Origin of the sequence: Sporosarcina sp. E16_3 (genome assembly GCF_017347125.1) — a bacterium.
Classification (GTDB): Bacteria; Bacillota; Bacilli; order Bacillales_A; family Planococcaceae; genus Sporosarcina.
The window spans coordinates 78,219-91,951 of record NZ_JADPRX010000007.1; the positions used below are offsets into that span (position 1 = coordinate 78,219).

Genomic DNA, 13,733 nt, shown 5'->3' on the forward strand with positions numbered 1-13,733 from the left:
TCACATCCTTATCTAGTTTTTCGGACTTATGATTGCAATGCCGTTTGATGCAGACTATCTGCTGTAGTTGCTACTTTAATTGTATCATTTCCAATTGCTTTAATTACCTGGACTAGTTCAGAATTCTGCGATTCTTCAACATTATTTTTTACCCATTTCATTAATCGATTCAAAACTAATTCCCCCGTTCATTACTTTTCGAATATATTCTATTTCTTAACTCTATTATTACCAGAGTAATAAACCATTGTCAAACCCCTGTATAGCCATTTTAGTCAAAGGTTATACAAGTTATGAATTTTGATATATACTAGGTTTAGATAGTTATATATAAATTAGGAGGAAAGTCTATGCATAAATGTACTTCATGTAACCCAACAGAGCTTTTTTACAAAATCCTTATTTCTGGAGAAAATAATTTAGCACATCTTCCTCAACTTCAGTCCTATCTTAAATCAAACGACTTATTGGTCAATACACATGAAAATATCATTGTTGTAAGAGAAACTGCAGTTGCAGGCCTATATGATTATTTCAGCGACTTAATGGAAATACAGTCTATATACTTCAAAGTGGATGGTAGTGAATGGAAACCAATCAATGAAGTAATTGAATTACTAGAAATAAAGTGGATTGACCAGGTCATACTCAAAAACAACATCACATTCCACATACAGCCAATTGTTACAGGGAGACAAGAAGTCTTTGCTTATGAAATGTTGGCGCGATTCCGGAATGATGACGGAAATTCCGTGGCTCCTTATGAAGTATTTAAAGCTGCGAAAAAAAGAAACCGTACCTATGCGCTAGATCGTGTTTGCAGAATGACTGCAGTTAGGAACGCCGCCGCTATTCGGAAGAAAGTATTCATAAACTTCATCCCAACTTCAATCTACTCGCCAGAACATTGTCTAAGAACAACAGTGCAACTTGCAACTCAGTTGGGTATCCCCTTTTCTCAATTAGTATTTGAAGTAGTTGAGACAGAAAGCGTAGATGATATAGAGCATTTGAAAAAAATATTGACATATTACAGAGATAGAGGCTTACATTATGCGCTGGATGATGTAGGAGAGGGCTTTAGTACAATTGAAGTACTCGAACAATTAATGCCTACTTATATGAAGCTAGATATGAAATTTGTACAGGGGGTTTCTGATGACCCTACTAAACAGGCAGCTGCCAAAAAGTTTTTAAACGCCGCCTTACAAGTTGGTGCGATCCCTCTTGCTGAAGGTATTGAAAAGTGGGCAGACTTCGAATGGTTGAACGAGGTTGGATACGAATTATTCCAAGGCTATTTGTTTGGAAAGCCAGGTCCAATACCTGCAGTCCTAGCTAAGAAGTAGATTAATGAGCAATCGAAAATCCCCGTTGTACAATGTTAATAACTCAACGTTGTACAAAATCTCGATAATCCTTATACTTACACAAGGACTCATAGTTTGTCGAAAGGATGTAATAAACATCATGACTCCATCAGACTTAATTGGAATGTATTTTATTCAACAAGTTTCAGACATGACAGGCTTATCAAAACAAGTCATCCGCAAATGGGAAGAACGTTATAAGCTTGTACAACCCAAACGATTAGAAAACGGTTATCGTATATATAGTCAAGTAGATATCAACTCCCTGTTAAGCGTGAAGACTCTTTCCGGGCAAGGACATGCCGTTAAGCGTGCCGTTGAGCTTACAAAAGAAAGAAATATGTTGTTAGATGCTGTTCAAGATACTTACCAGTCCATTCAACATCAAGAAGTTCTAAATGATTATGTCTTTCAACTTTTAGAAAAAGGATCCCACTGTGATGAATTAGAATTAAGTCTAGTATTGCAACAGGCCTATCATTCTTTTGGATTAGCAGACTTTTTGGCATCCGTTATCGTTCCATTTTTAAATGAGGTCGGGAACAAATGGAACAGGAAAGAATGGAGCGAATACCAAGAGGCTGTCTCAAGCCTTGTCGTTCGAGACTTTTTAGTGCAAATTCGTCGTAACTACCAATGCCGTGAGGATGCTCCTTTAGTCGTGGGAGCTTGCCTCCCTTATGAGCGTCATGAAATCCCTTTGCACATACTCTTATTGCAATTTATGATGAAAGGCTGGAAAACAATATTGGTAGGTGCCTCTCCTGCTCCCGGTTCTATTGAAGCACTGGTAGAAAAATTGAAACCAACAAAAGTACTTCTATCAGCAACTACTACAATCCCTTTTGAAAATGATCCGGACTTATTAAAGAAGTTAGATCAGTTCGCTGCGGCTAATAAACAAATTGATTTTTACCTAGGTGGCATAGGCGCACTTGACTATGCAAAAAGCAAAACACTTCAGGCAATCCATGTTACCAGTTCAATTGAAGATACCTTACGCTAATAATAATATTGTAAAAAAGGGTACCAGCACCTAACGCCAGTACCCTCTATTCACAGTGTAATCTCTATTGGTTCTTCACCTTTTTTATTCATCAAACGAATTGAAACGGGTGAAACTTTCAGTATAACAAGATCTGGATCCTCGGGACCACTGAACCATGATTTCATATGCTTATTCCATACTTTCTCTTTTATACTTTCATCGTCAGAAATACTGACAGTACCTTCTATTTCAAGATATTCGTCACCCATACCCTTACCTTCATACCCGATTAAAATATGAGTATGTGGATTTTCTTCAAGTTCATCTACTTTCTGTGTTTGTTTTGATGTCGCGGTGTAAAGCGTAAATTCATCACTAAAAAACGTCATATATCGTGTGTGTGGCTTGTTCTGTTGAACTGTCGCCATCGTTCCAACAAAGCTCTCTTTCAGGATTTTCAGTGCTGCTTTTTTTTCATTCATCAATATCTACTCCCTTTTTTAACCTTGATGTAGTTTACCTCTCTGAGAAGGGAACTAAACATCATTCACTTAAATGGAAATAAATATGTGAAAGGAGTGAAAATATGCTATTAACAAAGCGGGGTTTACAAAAAGCTGGTTTATATGGACTGGTTTCAGGTTTATTCTTAGCTGCATTATTAAAAATTGTTGAGTACATTACTCATTTTAAAGTTTACACGCTATTACTAAACGTCGATTATATTCCTTACATCAACACATTTATTTTCCCAGAACTAGTTGAAGTAGGTTTTCATCTAATTGTCTCAATTGCTTTAGCGATTTGTTTGTATCTGTTGATTGTTTATAGAAAAGTTTCATCTCGTAAGAAAATCATTTTTTTAAGTACATTCGTCTGTTTCATCATTGGCATCGCACTATTCCCTACAACCACATTTTCTGACAGAACACCTGCATTTTCTAGTATTCCCTCATTTTCATACTGGATTGGGGGGCACATAATGTATGGTTACATACTTGGTATATTATTTGCTCGTTATTTCACAAGAGACAAAATAGACGATTAACTATTCCATTCATCCACAACTGTCTATGTAGTTTCAATAAATAAAAAATCCGACATCCCCCATTAGGTATCCTGGCTATTTCCCTTTAATGTAGATCTTACAATATGGAATAGATTGAGTCCCTATTCTAATGTAGCAAGCACTAATGCTATAATTAAATATATTGCACAGTCTCTATACTACCTATTTAGTCGGAGGTTTTTCTTTGAATGTTGTTATAAACAGATTAAATAAAATGCTAAATAAAAACTTTTTTATGTTCAGCATTGTAGCGGTTTGTTTTGTTACTTCTATGCTGTTTGTTCAATTTAATTATTCTTTTTACGATCGACCAATTGCTAAAATTATCGAGATCACCCTTGAAGATTCAGTTAAAGTTGTTGATATGCATAACAATCCAGATCAGTTGTTCACACAGCAAATCATCGCCGAGATAAAAAACGGACAAGAAAAGGGACAACAAATTCATATATCGAACAAATATTCAACGTCCGGTGCTTATGACCATGCTTTTCGAGTAGGAAATGAATTATTTGTTTCAATTGATAATCAAACAAAGGATTCCCGTGATTTAACCGGAAGTATAAGTAATGTTAAACGTGATAAATACATTTTAATGATCATGTGGGTGTTTATCTTTGTTTTACTTCTAATTGGAAAAAAGCAAGGGTTTTTTTCGATTGTCAGTTTAGCAGTCAATGCCCTTTTACTATCTTTCGCACTAGATGTTTATGTAAACAATTCAACTATCAGTTTACTATGGATATGCGGGATAACTATTATTTTATTTACCGTCACCTCATTGTTACTCGTAAATGGTTTTAATGAAAAAGCTTATGCTGCGATTGTCGCAACACTTATAGGTACATTTATATCCTTACTAATTGCCTATCTGGTCATATGGTTCACTGCAGGAAATGGGTTACGATATGAGGAGATGAGCTTTCTGACACGCCCTTATGAAATGGTATTCATGGCTGGTCTCTTCGTCGGTTCTTTAGGTGCCGTGATGGATGTCGCCATTACAATGTCTTCCTCCATCTTTGGACTTTACGAGAAAGACAATAATATATCGACAAAAGCATTGACCAAGTCTGGTTTAGAAATTGGAAAAGATATTATGGGTACCATGACTAACATTTTGTTCTTTGCGTATATTAGTGGTTCCATTCCAGTCATAATTTTATATATAAAAAATCATACTTCACTGTCATTTGCCCTTTCTATGAACCTTTCTTTAGAATTGGCGCGAGCGTTGGCAGGTGGCATTGGGATTGTATTAGCAATTCCGATCGGTTTATACACGTCTATTTATTTTGTGAATCGAAAGAGGCATAAATTATGAATGTATTGATGTGGCTAGCAACCATTTTGTTTATATTGATGATTGTCATTGGCGGAAAAAAAGGAGCAAGGTCCTTCATTTCCTTATTTCTAAACTTCGGTGTCATCCTTCTTATCATATTGTTCATGGCAGACCCGAATGCAAACCCAATTATACTGACGATTATTGGGTGCACGATTATTAGTTGTATTAACCTATTTTTTATCAATGAAGTGAACAGTAAAACAAAAACTGCATTCCTTTCTACCGCCATCACAATTGTTATTTTATTGATTTTCATCAATCTGGTAACGAAAATCACGATGATTCAAGGGTTTGGTGAAGAGGAAATCGATGAACTGACCATATTTTCTCTATATATTGGTGTGGATTTTGTTAAAATTGCAGCTTCAGTCATTATTATGAGTACAATTGGAGCTATTACGGATGTAGCCATTTCGATAACTTCCCCTATGCTTGAAATATTTATTCAACATCCAACAATTAGTAGAAAAGACTTATTCAAATCTGGGATAAGTATTGGAAAGGATATTCTAGGGTCCAATACAAATACGTTGTTTTTCGCCTTTTTTGGAGGGTATATGGCGTTGCTTTTGTGGTTTAAGGACTTATCTTATTCCATTGGAGAAATCGTAAATTCAAAGATATTCGGAAGTGAAATGATTACAATATTTAGTGCAGGTATTGGTATCGCACTGATTGTACCAATTGCTTCCTGGATTAATGCATATTATTTAGTGAGGTCAAGAGAAAAAAGTATTAAATAGACCTTAGTCAACTTCAACAAGTCCAATGACTCCTTCCCTTCTACTAAGCGCTCCTTGTATGGTTACTTTTGGATTACTTTGGACTGATCGGCTTCTATACCATTAACGAGATGTTTTGATGTATAGGGATGTGACTCCGTCGCATCCCTATACTTTTTTTCGTTAATCGTATCGTGGACAATCGTCCGTCGCCCTTCAAAAGTTCAGATACACGAAATGCTAAAGCTTTTATGGATGAATGAATAACCATTTTCCTATCCAGTGAGGAGTAGCCAAAGATGCAATTTTGGCTACTAATTCCTTCTAAATAGCATTTCCTTTTCGAATTTAAGGAAGTGTCACTTTCTATATGGCAAACACTCTATTACTTGTAAGATCTTTTCCAAAATAAGCAGGAAAAGCATTATTAAAAGAGGTGGTGCGCCCGAAAATAGGAAGGTAGTTATTCTTTCATTGTCCAAAGCAATTGCATTATTCACTTAAACGTTGTAGGTACGCAGAGGACTAATATTGTCAACAAGATTACTGTAAAAAGTGTGGCTGGAAATGACAGAGTCATTTCCAGCCACACTTAACCCGCGGTAAAGTTGACGTGATCATTTTGTCTAAAGCGAGCCGTAAACGAACAAGTGGAAATGGATAATCGACAAACCTACATCTTTATATTTCAAAGGCAGTAAAACTGCCTGCATCATCGAAATCATAAATTTGAATAACCCTATCTGAAAATTGTTCTACTATTTTTGTACTGCTTCCTAGCACTAGAGAAAGAACATTGAAATCCTTTTCTTTCTTCTTTTTGTTGAATGTTAATAGAAACGAATCGTTTAAAGTGTCTTCACCATCCGTAACGAAAACTAAATCGGCTTGTTTAAACTGACTTTCGTTAATTACATTCATCGCTTGATCAAGCGGAAGGGCAAAATTCGTACCTCCACCTAAGAAGGTTCGAGCCAAACTAACCATATCTGACCCTTTAATTTTACCTTTTTCATATTTATGGATTTGTGTACGAGTGGAGAATAATATCAAGCAAAAATCCCTTCGTTGCTTTCTTGCAATGGACATAAGGGTTAATATAAAACCTTTGGATTGGGTATCCAGGTGGGACATACTCCCTGACTGATCTAGACAAAGTACGATTGGCCCCTTCTCTAATACCTCACGACCTTTCTGTTCATATTGCATGGTCTGGCCTTCCACAAAGCGACGAAGAAAATCGTTCTTCGTTATTGGATGCATGTATAAGCCAAATTCCAACGGGAGTAACCTCTCTATTTCGTTACCTAACGTAACTCCCCTTCTTTCCATAGAGTCCCTATGTATGGATTTCTGTTTTTTACGGGCTATCTGTTTGAATCGGCCCGCCCATTCCGCTATTTCTTTCATCGTTTTATCAGTAGACATTTTTTCAGCTAATACTAGTTGGTCGCGTAAAGGGATTTTTTTCAATTCTGCATCACCGCTACCTGCACCGTAGCCCCCTAGCAACGACTTCAGACCCGCTTTCACTTGTTTTGTTTCTTGCATGGCTTGAGCCAATGCTTGCGAAAAGCTCTGACTGTCGCTTTGAAGCATCTGGTTCAATTTCTTATCAAATTTAGTCATCGCTTCTGTAAAATCCTCTTTTGACACCTGACTATCATTTCCTGCCTCTTCTTGCCAATCCTGCTTTTGAAGTTGCCTATGCATTGCGTTAATTTCCTGCATCTGTTTTTTAAAATCTTCATCTTCCTCTTTTTGGTCAGCCAGCCATTGGTTCGTCTTCTCTCCGAATTTCACCGTGCAAATAGCTGACAACAAATCATCCAATCGGGTGAACCTTCGGTAGTTTACAAAGTATTCATCCGCCATGATTTTTACCATCAATGATTTATTAACCTCTAGAATACTGTCTACGTCTTTTGCCCTAATTTCAGGTTTCATCTTAAATAAGGAAGCCCAAATATCAGCCAGTAATGGTTCAAACATCGGTAAGGAGCCTTCGTCTCTTATTCGTTGAAGGCCCAAAGACATGTCGAAAATTTCTTTAAAACGTCTTTTATCGAATGCATCCGTATTCAATACTGAACGATTCTCATAGTGACTCGTAAGACTTTTCACAAAGAACACTCCCTTTCACATTTTGAAAAAGGTGCTAGTGGACCCCTTCTTTTCATTTTGAGCATCAAAATACCACGGTTCTAAAATACTATCCAGGAGTTCATGTTCCATCAAGATCACTTTTTCAAGTAATGCGTCGATATCAACCTTCCGACTTTGATTGTTACTCTTCAGCTTATTCAAATCAGCCACTAAGGCTTTCATTTTTTGAGTCGCTTCCATTCCAGCCTCTGGCGAATGATCCTGCTGTATACAGTAGAACACTTCATTTGCTTCATTTCGTATGGAATAGAGGGCCTGAGTAACAATATCTAGTGAATGATTGCGAATAATGGCAGACACGGCATATTTTTGGTCCACTGTTTCCCACAGGGTATTTTCAAGGATGATAATATCTTCCACCTTCACAACTTGCCTTTGGTTTATCAACGCCTTCGCTTGAAGTACCGAAAGCGACTGTTTAAACCGCCTATCAGAAGGACGTATCCCTTCATCCCGCAATTCATTACGAATTTCCGAAAGTATTTCATACACTTCATCCGGAATTGTAACCATATCCGCAAAAAACTGAAGTTGAATCAATTCATCCATAGTCATGGAAGGCATTACCTGATTTTGACCGGTGCCCTTCATCATAGAAACAAAATTCGTTTCATCTGCAATATAATCTAGTTCGAACCGAAGTAAGAATCTGTCGAAAAGAGCTTCAAGTCCTTCTCCGTCTTCAGGATATTCGTTCGAAGCTCCAATTACTGACATCAAAGGAACCTTTACTGGCGTTCCGTTATTATAGTAAAGCCGTTCGTTTATAATCGTCAGCAAACTATTCAAGATCGCAGAGTTGGCTTTAAATATCTCATCCAAGAAAACAAGATTAGCTTCAGGCATTTTAGCTGCCGTATTACGCTTGTATACGCCTAGTTCGAGGTCTTTTAACGACAACGGGCCAAACACTTCTTCAGGTGTACTGAATCTTGTCAACAACCACTGGAAGTACTCTGCTCCTTGTACGATTTTAGCTAATTCAACCGACAAAGCTGATTTCGCAGTTCCTGCAGGTCCAATCATGAGCATGTGTTGTCTAGAGAGCAGAGCTATAAGAATCCCTTCAACCTCATTCTCCCGTTCGAAAAACTTTGAATTGAGCGCTTGTCTGATTTCCTCTAACTTCTTGAAATTGGTAATTGTCATTTTGTTCAACTCCTTACTTTGTAATGTAACTAGTAATAGGAATCCGGTTTCTCATGTACCCCGCTTCCCTTTAAAAGGACTCGTCCAATTTCCCTCTGAAAGATACGTTCTTTACATTACAGTTTGATGAATACTCAGCCATTTTAATCTTCCCATTACCATACTTTTATTACAGATGTCTTTGCACCAACTATTTTCACAGGTAAAGTCATACTACTTTTGAGAAATTCGTGCAGGGAGTTTTAGTAATGGTATGTGGATTAAGTCCGGTCATTGGATTTGTTTTTTCCTTATATCCAATGACAGATCGTTTTGTGGAAGAAATCAAGGGGGGCACTGAAACAGTAGTGAAAAATACCACAATCTAAGTGATTGTGGCAGTCTTAAAACTTATACTTTCCTATCCTTTTAACAAAACACCTGAAATTCGAGTGACTTGCAAGTGAACTTACTCCAATCTTTCAATAACAGTGGCATTCGCCATCCCCATTCCCTCACAGATTGCTAGCAAACCAAATCGTTCATTTTTCCGTTCTAACCGATTTAACAACGTAACAAGTAATTTTGTTCCTGTCGCTCCGAGTGGATGTCCTAAAGCAATGGCTCCCCCGTCAACATTTAACTTTTCATATTCAGCACCAACATCTTTTAACCAAGCTAAAGGAACTTGAGCAAAAGCCTCATTCACTTCATAGGTATCGATGTCTTTTATAGATAGACCTGCTTTTTCCAATACTTTTCTGGTCGCTTCGATTGGACCTGTCAGCATAAGCGTCGGATCCGAACCGACAACGGAGCGTGCAACGATACGGGCGCGTGGTTTCAATCCTAATTGTTCCGCTTTTTCACGGGACATCAACAGGACAGCTGAGGCTCCGTCACTAATTTGACTTGCATTCCCTGCAGTGATTACGCCGTTTTCATCGAAGATTGTTTTCAAATTACCCAGAACCTCCAATGTCGTCCCTTCACGCGGCCCTTCATCTACAGCAAACATGGTCGTTGTGCCATCTTCTTGCTCAACTTCCACAGGCACAATTTCATTTTCGAAATGCCCTTTTTCAATGGCGTCGAATGCCCGCAAATGGCTGTTCACAGAGTACTGATCCAACTCTTCTCGTGTTAAACTCCATTTTTTCGCCATTCTTTCAGATGAAATCCCTTGGTTTACAATTTCATATTGATTGGTTAATTTCTTACTCGGACCTTTACCTAGTCCACTCGAAAACATCGGCTCACGCGTCATGCTTTCAACGCCACCTGCAATGACGATGTCCATATCACCAGATGCAATCGCTTGTGCTGCAAAATGCAAAGCCTGTTGACTCGATCCGCATTGACGATCGATTGTCACGCCCGGTACATGAATCGGAAACCCAGCAATTAATAATGAAGTTCTCGCAATATTCATGGATTGCTCCCCCACTTGGGTTACGCAACCTAAAATGACATCTTCCACCTCGCCTTTATCAATCCCAGCACGCTTCACGACTTCATCTAATACAATCGCTACCAAATCATCTGGCCGTACATTGGTCAAAGCCCCTTTTCTTCTCCCCACTGCAGTTCGAACACATTCAACGATTACTACTTCCCTCATAATAAAATTCCCCCTTGAATTAAAATAACTTTGTCTTTCTTAACTTAGAACAAAAGGTAGAATAATTTTCATTGTTGCGCTCATAAGGAGAAACAATGAAAGCAATTCAAAGTCAAAGCATAGGAACGCTCACAGGATGTTCTCAGATGGCATTAGCTGTTTTAACAATACAAAATAAAAAAACGAGATAAACACTTGGTTACCTCGCCTCATTGCTACTCGTATTCTCTTGCTTCTCAACCGCCTGAACTTGCTCTATACGCTCTTTTGAACTCACCTGAGCAATTTATATACATTTACCTTCGTAGGAGCGCTCACAAGCTATTCTTCGACCTTGCACTTGCCCTATATCAATGTTCTACCTGCTCATGTAAAAGAAGGATTTTACTTTAATCCTCTTTAAATATTCAAATTATAATACATTAAATACTTAAACAAGTATTATACCCTCTCTAATTCTAAAATAGCCTTTTGCCATTGGTCCATTTTTGATAACTTTGAAGATATATCTTACTTTTATTTATCTGTTTGTTTTTGCCTCTTTTTCAAATACTCCGCACGTATTTTTTCAAGTTGCTGCTTTTTATCAAATTTGGTAGGCTTGTTTTTTTCATGATACTTTGTCACAGCTGCCAGACCTTTTGTATCCAATTGATATTTCCCCATTTTGTTCACCTACTTTTCTTGTCTATAAAAAGAATCTATTCAATAAATATAATATACCTTATTATACTGAAGTAAACCTTATTAGTGTACTGCTAACCTTACAAATATCAGTATAACATTAAAAACTTAGTAAAATAATTCATCGCCAAAGGTATTCATAATATTTATCTATTCGATCTAGAATTTGCTAATTCATTTTAAAGTCGTCAATTAAATCGCTAATTTTGACCCAAATAAAAAGACCCCCTTATAGTTACTTGTCATAAATAACTAAACGAAAGTCTGATTTTCAACATATGAATAGTTGTACGTTAATCACTGATTGAGTGCTTAACAAGCTACGTTAGACATTGGTATGACTGTGTTCCACATCAAATAATCCTGTATTTTTCGTCATAATAAAAAATCATCAAATCAGTTGAATTGGAAGATGATATCGTTTCTTATAATACGTAAAAATACTAGGGTACAAAAAAGGGATTCTGCATCAGTGACCGAAGCCCTGACCAAATCCCAAATCTGTCTCAAACCTTATCAAATCAAGGCTTTAACTGTATTTACATTATGTCCCAGGAGGGATTCGAACCCCCGACCGACGGCTTAGAAGGCCGTTGCTCTATCCAGCTGAGCTACTGAGACGTGCGTTACAAACTTTCGTTCATTCCCTAAGGACAATACTTAGTATATATTGCTTAAGGAATAAAGTCAACGCTTTTTTAAATCTTTTTCATTTCCATGAAATCTACTGTTTCCGATGCCATATTCTTAAATGTTACGCGCACCGTTTCATCCCACTCCACGACAGCATAAGTCGCTTCTTTCCCGCCCCGTGGCTGCATTGTACTCCCCGGATTCAAGAACAGAATTCCATCTTTCATCTCAGCACCATACAAATGCGAATGGCCGAATAGAACGATATCTGCCCCACATTCTTTTGCATAATAATAAAGCCTCATCAACGATTGTTTTACATCGTGCTCATGACCGTGTACAGCTAATACCGTCTTTCCCTCTACCTCAACCACAAGGGACGCTGGGAACCTAGCATCGCTATCACAGTTTCCACGGACTCTATGCATTGTATGTAAAACTAGATCATCGAATGACAATTCACTATCACCGCAATGAAAAGTCGCGTCGGCAGAAAGTGAAGAAACGGCTTTCACCGTTTCTTTATCTCCATGGGAATCGCTCATAACAACAATCTTCATTCTGAATCACCTACACCCGTCATAATGTGTGGTAACTTAAGTTTCAACTGGCCTAATGCCGCTCCCCTGTGCGAAATCTCATTTTTCTCTTCAGCTGACAACTCTGCCATTGTCCGGTTTAATGCCGTCACGAAAAAGATTGGATCATATCCGAAACCGTTCGACCCTTGTCGTTCCTTACGAATCAATCCTTCACAGCTGCCTGAAAACGTTTCTGTTTTCAAACCGGGTCCAGCTACCGCCAAGACACAGCGGAATCTAGCGCCACGATTGCCCTCAGAAGTCGTTCCTAGCTCGTTTAGTACTTTGTCGATATTTGCACTATCATTCTTCACAGCACCCGCATAACGAGCGGAGTAGACGCCTGGTGCGCCTCCAAGCGCGTCAATTTCAAGTCCACTGTCGTCTGCGATAACAATTTTTCCGAGCAAGCGTGCAACCGTTTCTGCTTTCAGAATCGCATTCGCCTCAAATGTATCGCCCGTCTCTTCTACATCGATATCCCCTTCGATATCATTCAATGTAAGAACTTTTACACCCAGTGGTTTGAACAGCGTTTCAAAATCTCTTGCTTTGCCCGCATTATTCGTGGCAATCAATACTTCCTTCATGATTCATCTTGCCCCTTCGGTTTGATTAACTGTGCAACAAGTCCAAGCGCCTCTTTCTGCACTTCGACTAATTGGTTAATCCCTACTTCTGCAAGCTCCACAAGACCGTTCATCTCAATACGCGTAAATGTCGATTCTTCGCCTGTCCCCTGGAGCTCGACGAAAGCGCCGGCGCCCGTCATAACAACATTCATATCAACAGCAGCCGAGGAATCTTCAATGTAGTCAAGATCAAGAATGAGTTCGCCTTCAACTGTCTTCCCAACACTCGTTGCAGCAAGGAAATCAGTTATCGGGAATTTTGCTAATCCTTTTTCAATGTGCAGTTTTGAAATCGCCATTGCTGTTGCGACGAAAGCACCCGTAATCGACGCTGTACGTGTACCGCCATCTGCTTGGATTACGTCACAGTCAACCCAAACAGTCCGTTCGCCAAGTGCCTCCAAATCGATGACAGCGCGCAAAGCACGACCTATCAAGCGCTGGATCTCCATCGTACGTCCGCTGACCTTACCTTTTGAAGCTTCACGTTGCGTTCTTTGTCCAGTTGCGCGTGGCAACATGGAATATTCTGCCGTTATCCAGCCTTTTCCGCTATTACGCAAAAAATGCGGAACCCGCTCTTCTATAGAAGCTGTACAAATCACCTTCGTATTTCCGACCGTAATTAGAACAGAACCTTCTGGGTGAATTAAATAATCCGTTTCTATTGTTACCGGCCTAATCATGTCGGCCATTCTTCCATCATGTCTCATATCATGTACCCTCCATCATTCAGATTGCGCATTCATCTTATCATAACTCATTTCATATACGCAAAAACCCGGATGTCC

The 13,733-nt window shown here is 38.6% G+C and carries 14 protein-coding genes and 1 tRNA gene; 5 read left to right on the forward strand and 10 right to left on the reverse strand.

The features are described 5' to 3' along the window. Positions 1–26: 26 nt before the first annotated feature. Positions 27–173: a hypothetical protein gene (locus I2483_RS06895; protein ID WP_207174754.1), complete on the reverse strand. Its 147-nt coding sequence runs from the start codon at positions 171–173 to the stop codon at positions 27–29. A gap of 177 nt (positions 174–350) precedes the next feature. On the opposite strand from I2483_RS06895, the gene I2483_RS06900 reads away from it, so the two are divergent. Then, positions 351–1,349 carry an EAL domain-containing protein gene (locus I2483_RS06900; protein WP_207174756.1) on the forward strand — a complete coding sequence of 333 codons (999 nt, stop codon included), beginning with the start codon at positions 351–353 and terminating at the stop codon, positions 1,347–1,349. A gap of 121 nt (positions 1,350–1,470) precedes the next feature. Beyond that, a complete protein-coding gene (locus I2483_RS06905; protein ID WP_207174758.1) occupies positions 1,471–2,376 on the forward strand; it encodes a MerR family transcriptional regulator in 906 nt (301 codons plus the stop codon). A 50-nt stretch (positions 2,377–2,426) separates the two neighbouring features. On the opposite strand, the gene I2483_RS06910 is transcribed toward I2483_RS06905, so the two are convergent. Then, on the reverse strand, positions 2,427–2,840 hold the full coding sequence (locus tag I2483_RS06910) for a pyridoxamine 5'-phosphate oxidase family protein (RefSeq protein WP_207174760.1): 414 nt from the start codon (positions 2,838–2,840) through the stop codon (positions 2,427–2,429). Between the two features lie 104 nt (positions 2,841–2,944). On the opposite strand from I2483_RS06910, the gene I2483_RS06915 reads away from it, so the two are divergent. The 3 genes from I2483_RS06915 to I2483_RS06925 all read left to right on the forward strand — a co-directional run bounded on the left by I2483_RS06915 (position 2,945) and on the right by I2483_RS06925 (position 5,518). Further along, a complete protein-coding gene (locus tag I2483_RS06915; protein ID WP_207174762.1) occupies positions 2,945–3,406 on the forward strand; it encodes a hypothetical protein in 462 nt (153 codons plus the stop codon). Between the two features lie 205 nt (positions 3,407–3,611). Then, positions 3,612–4,751: a YibE/F family protein gene (locus tag I2483_RS06920; protein ID WP_481886320.1), complete on the forward strand. Its 1,140-nt coding sequence runs from the start codon at positions 3,612–3,614 to the stop codon at positions 4,749–4,751. After that, positions 4,748–5,518 (forward strand): YibE/F family protein, encoded by a 771-nt coding sequence (locus I2483_RS06925; protein ID WP_207174764.1) that lies wholly within the window; start codon positions 4,748–4,750, stop codon positions 5,516–5,518. Before I2483_RS06920 ends, I2483_RS06925 begins: the two co-directional genes overlap by 4 nt. A 660-nt stretch (positions 5,519–6,178) precedes the next feature. Here the strand turns inward: I2483_RS06925 and I2483_RS06930 are convergent. The 8 genes from I2483_RS06930 to rph form a co-directional block, all read right to left on the reverse strand. Continuing rightward, a complete protein-coding gene (locus I2483_RS06930) occupies positions 6,179–7,489 on the reverse strand; it encodes a vWA domain-containing protein (protein WP_255550315.1) in 1,311 nt (436 codons plus the stop codon). Positions 7,490–7,636: 147 nt separating this feature from the next. Then, positions 7,637–8,812, reverse strand: a complete 1,176-nt coding sequence (locus I2483_RS06935; protein WP_207174766.1) for an AAA family ATPase — start codon at positions 8,810–8,812, stop codon at positions 7,637–7,639. A gap of 448 nt (positions 8,813–9,260) precedes the next feature. Beyond that, positions 9,261–10,412: a thiolase family protein gene (locus I2483_RS06940; RefSeq protein ID WP_207174768.1), complete on the reverse strand. Its 1,152-nt coding sequence runs from the start codon at positions 10,410–10,412 to the stop codon at positions 9,261–9,263. A gap of 516 nt (positions 10,413–10,928) precedes the next feature. Then, entirely contained in the window at positions 10,929–11,078 is a 150-nt protein-coding gene (locus I2483_RS06945) for a hypothetical protein (protein ID WP_207174770.1), read from the reverse strand. Positions 11,079–11,643: 565 nt separating this feature from the next. Next, positions 11,644–11,717 (reverse strand) — tRNA-Arg (locus tag I2483_RS06950). Positions 11,718–11,794: 77 nt separating this feature from the next. Next, a complete protein-coding gene (locus tag I2483_RS06955; RefSeq protein WP_207174772.1) occupies positions 11,795–12,289 on the reverse strand; it encodes a metallophosphoesterase in 495 nt (164 codons plus the stop codon). Then, positions 12,286–12,900 carry an XTP/dITP diphosphatase gene (locus I2483_RS06960; protein WP_207174774.1) on the reverse strand — a complete coding sequence of 205 codons (615 nt, stop codon included), beginning with the start codon at positions 12,898–12,900 and terminating at the stop codon, positions 12,286–12,288. Before I2483_RS06960 ends, I2483_RS06955 begins: the two co-directional genes overlap by 4 nt. Next, complete coding sequence (rph, locus tag I2483_RS06965) at positions 12,897–13,655, reverse strand: ribonuclease PH (protein WP_207174776.1); 759 nt, start codon at positions 13,653–13,655, stop codon at positions 12,897–12,899. Before rph ends, I2483_RS06960 begins: the two co-directional genes overlap by 4 nt. Between the last annotated feature and the right edge of the window lie 78 nt (positions 13,656–13,733).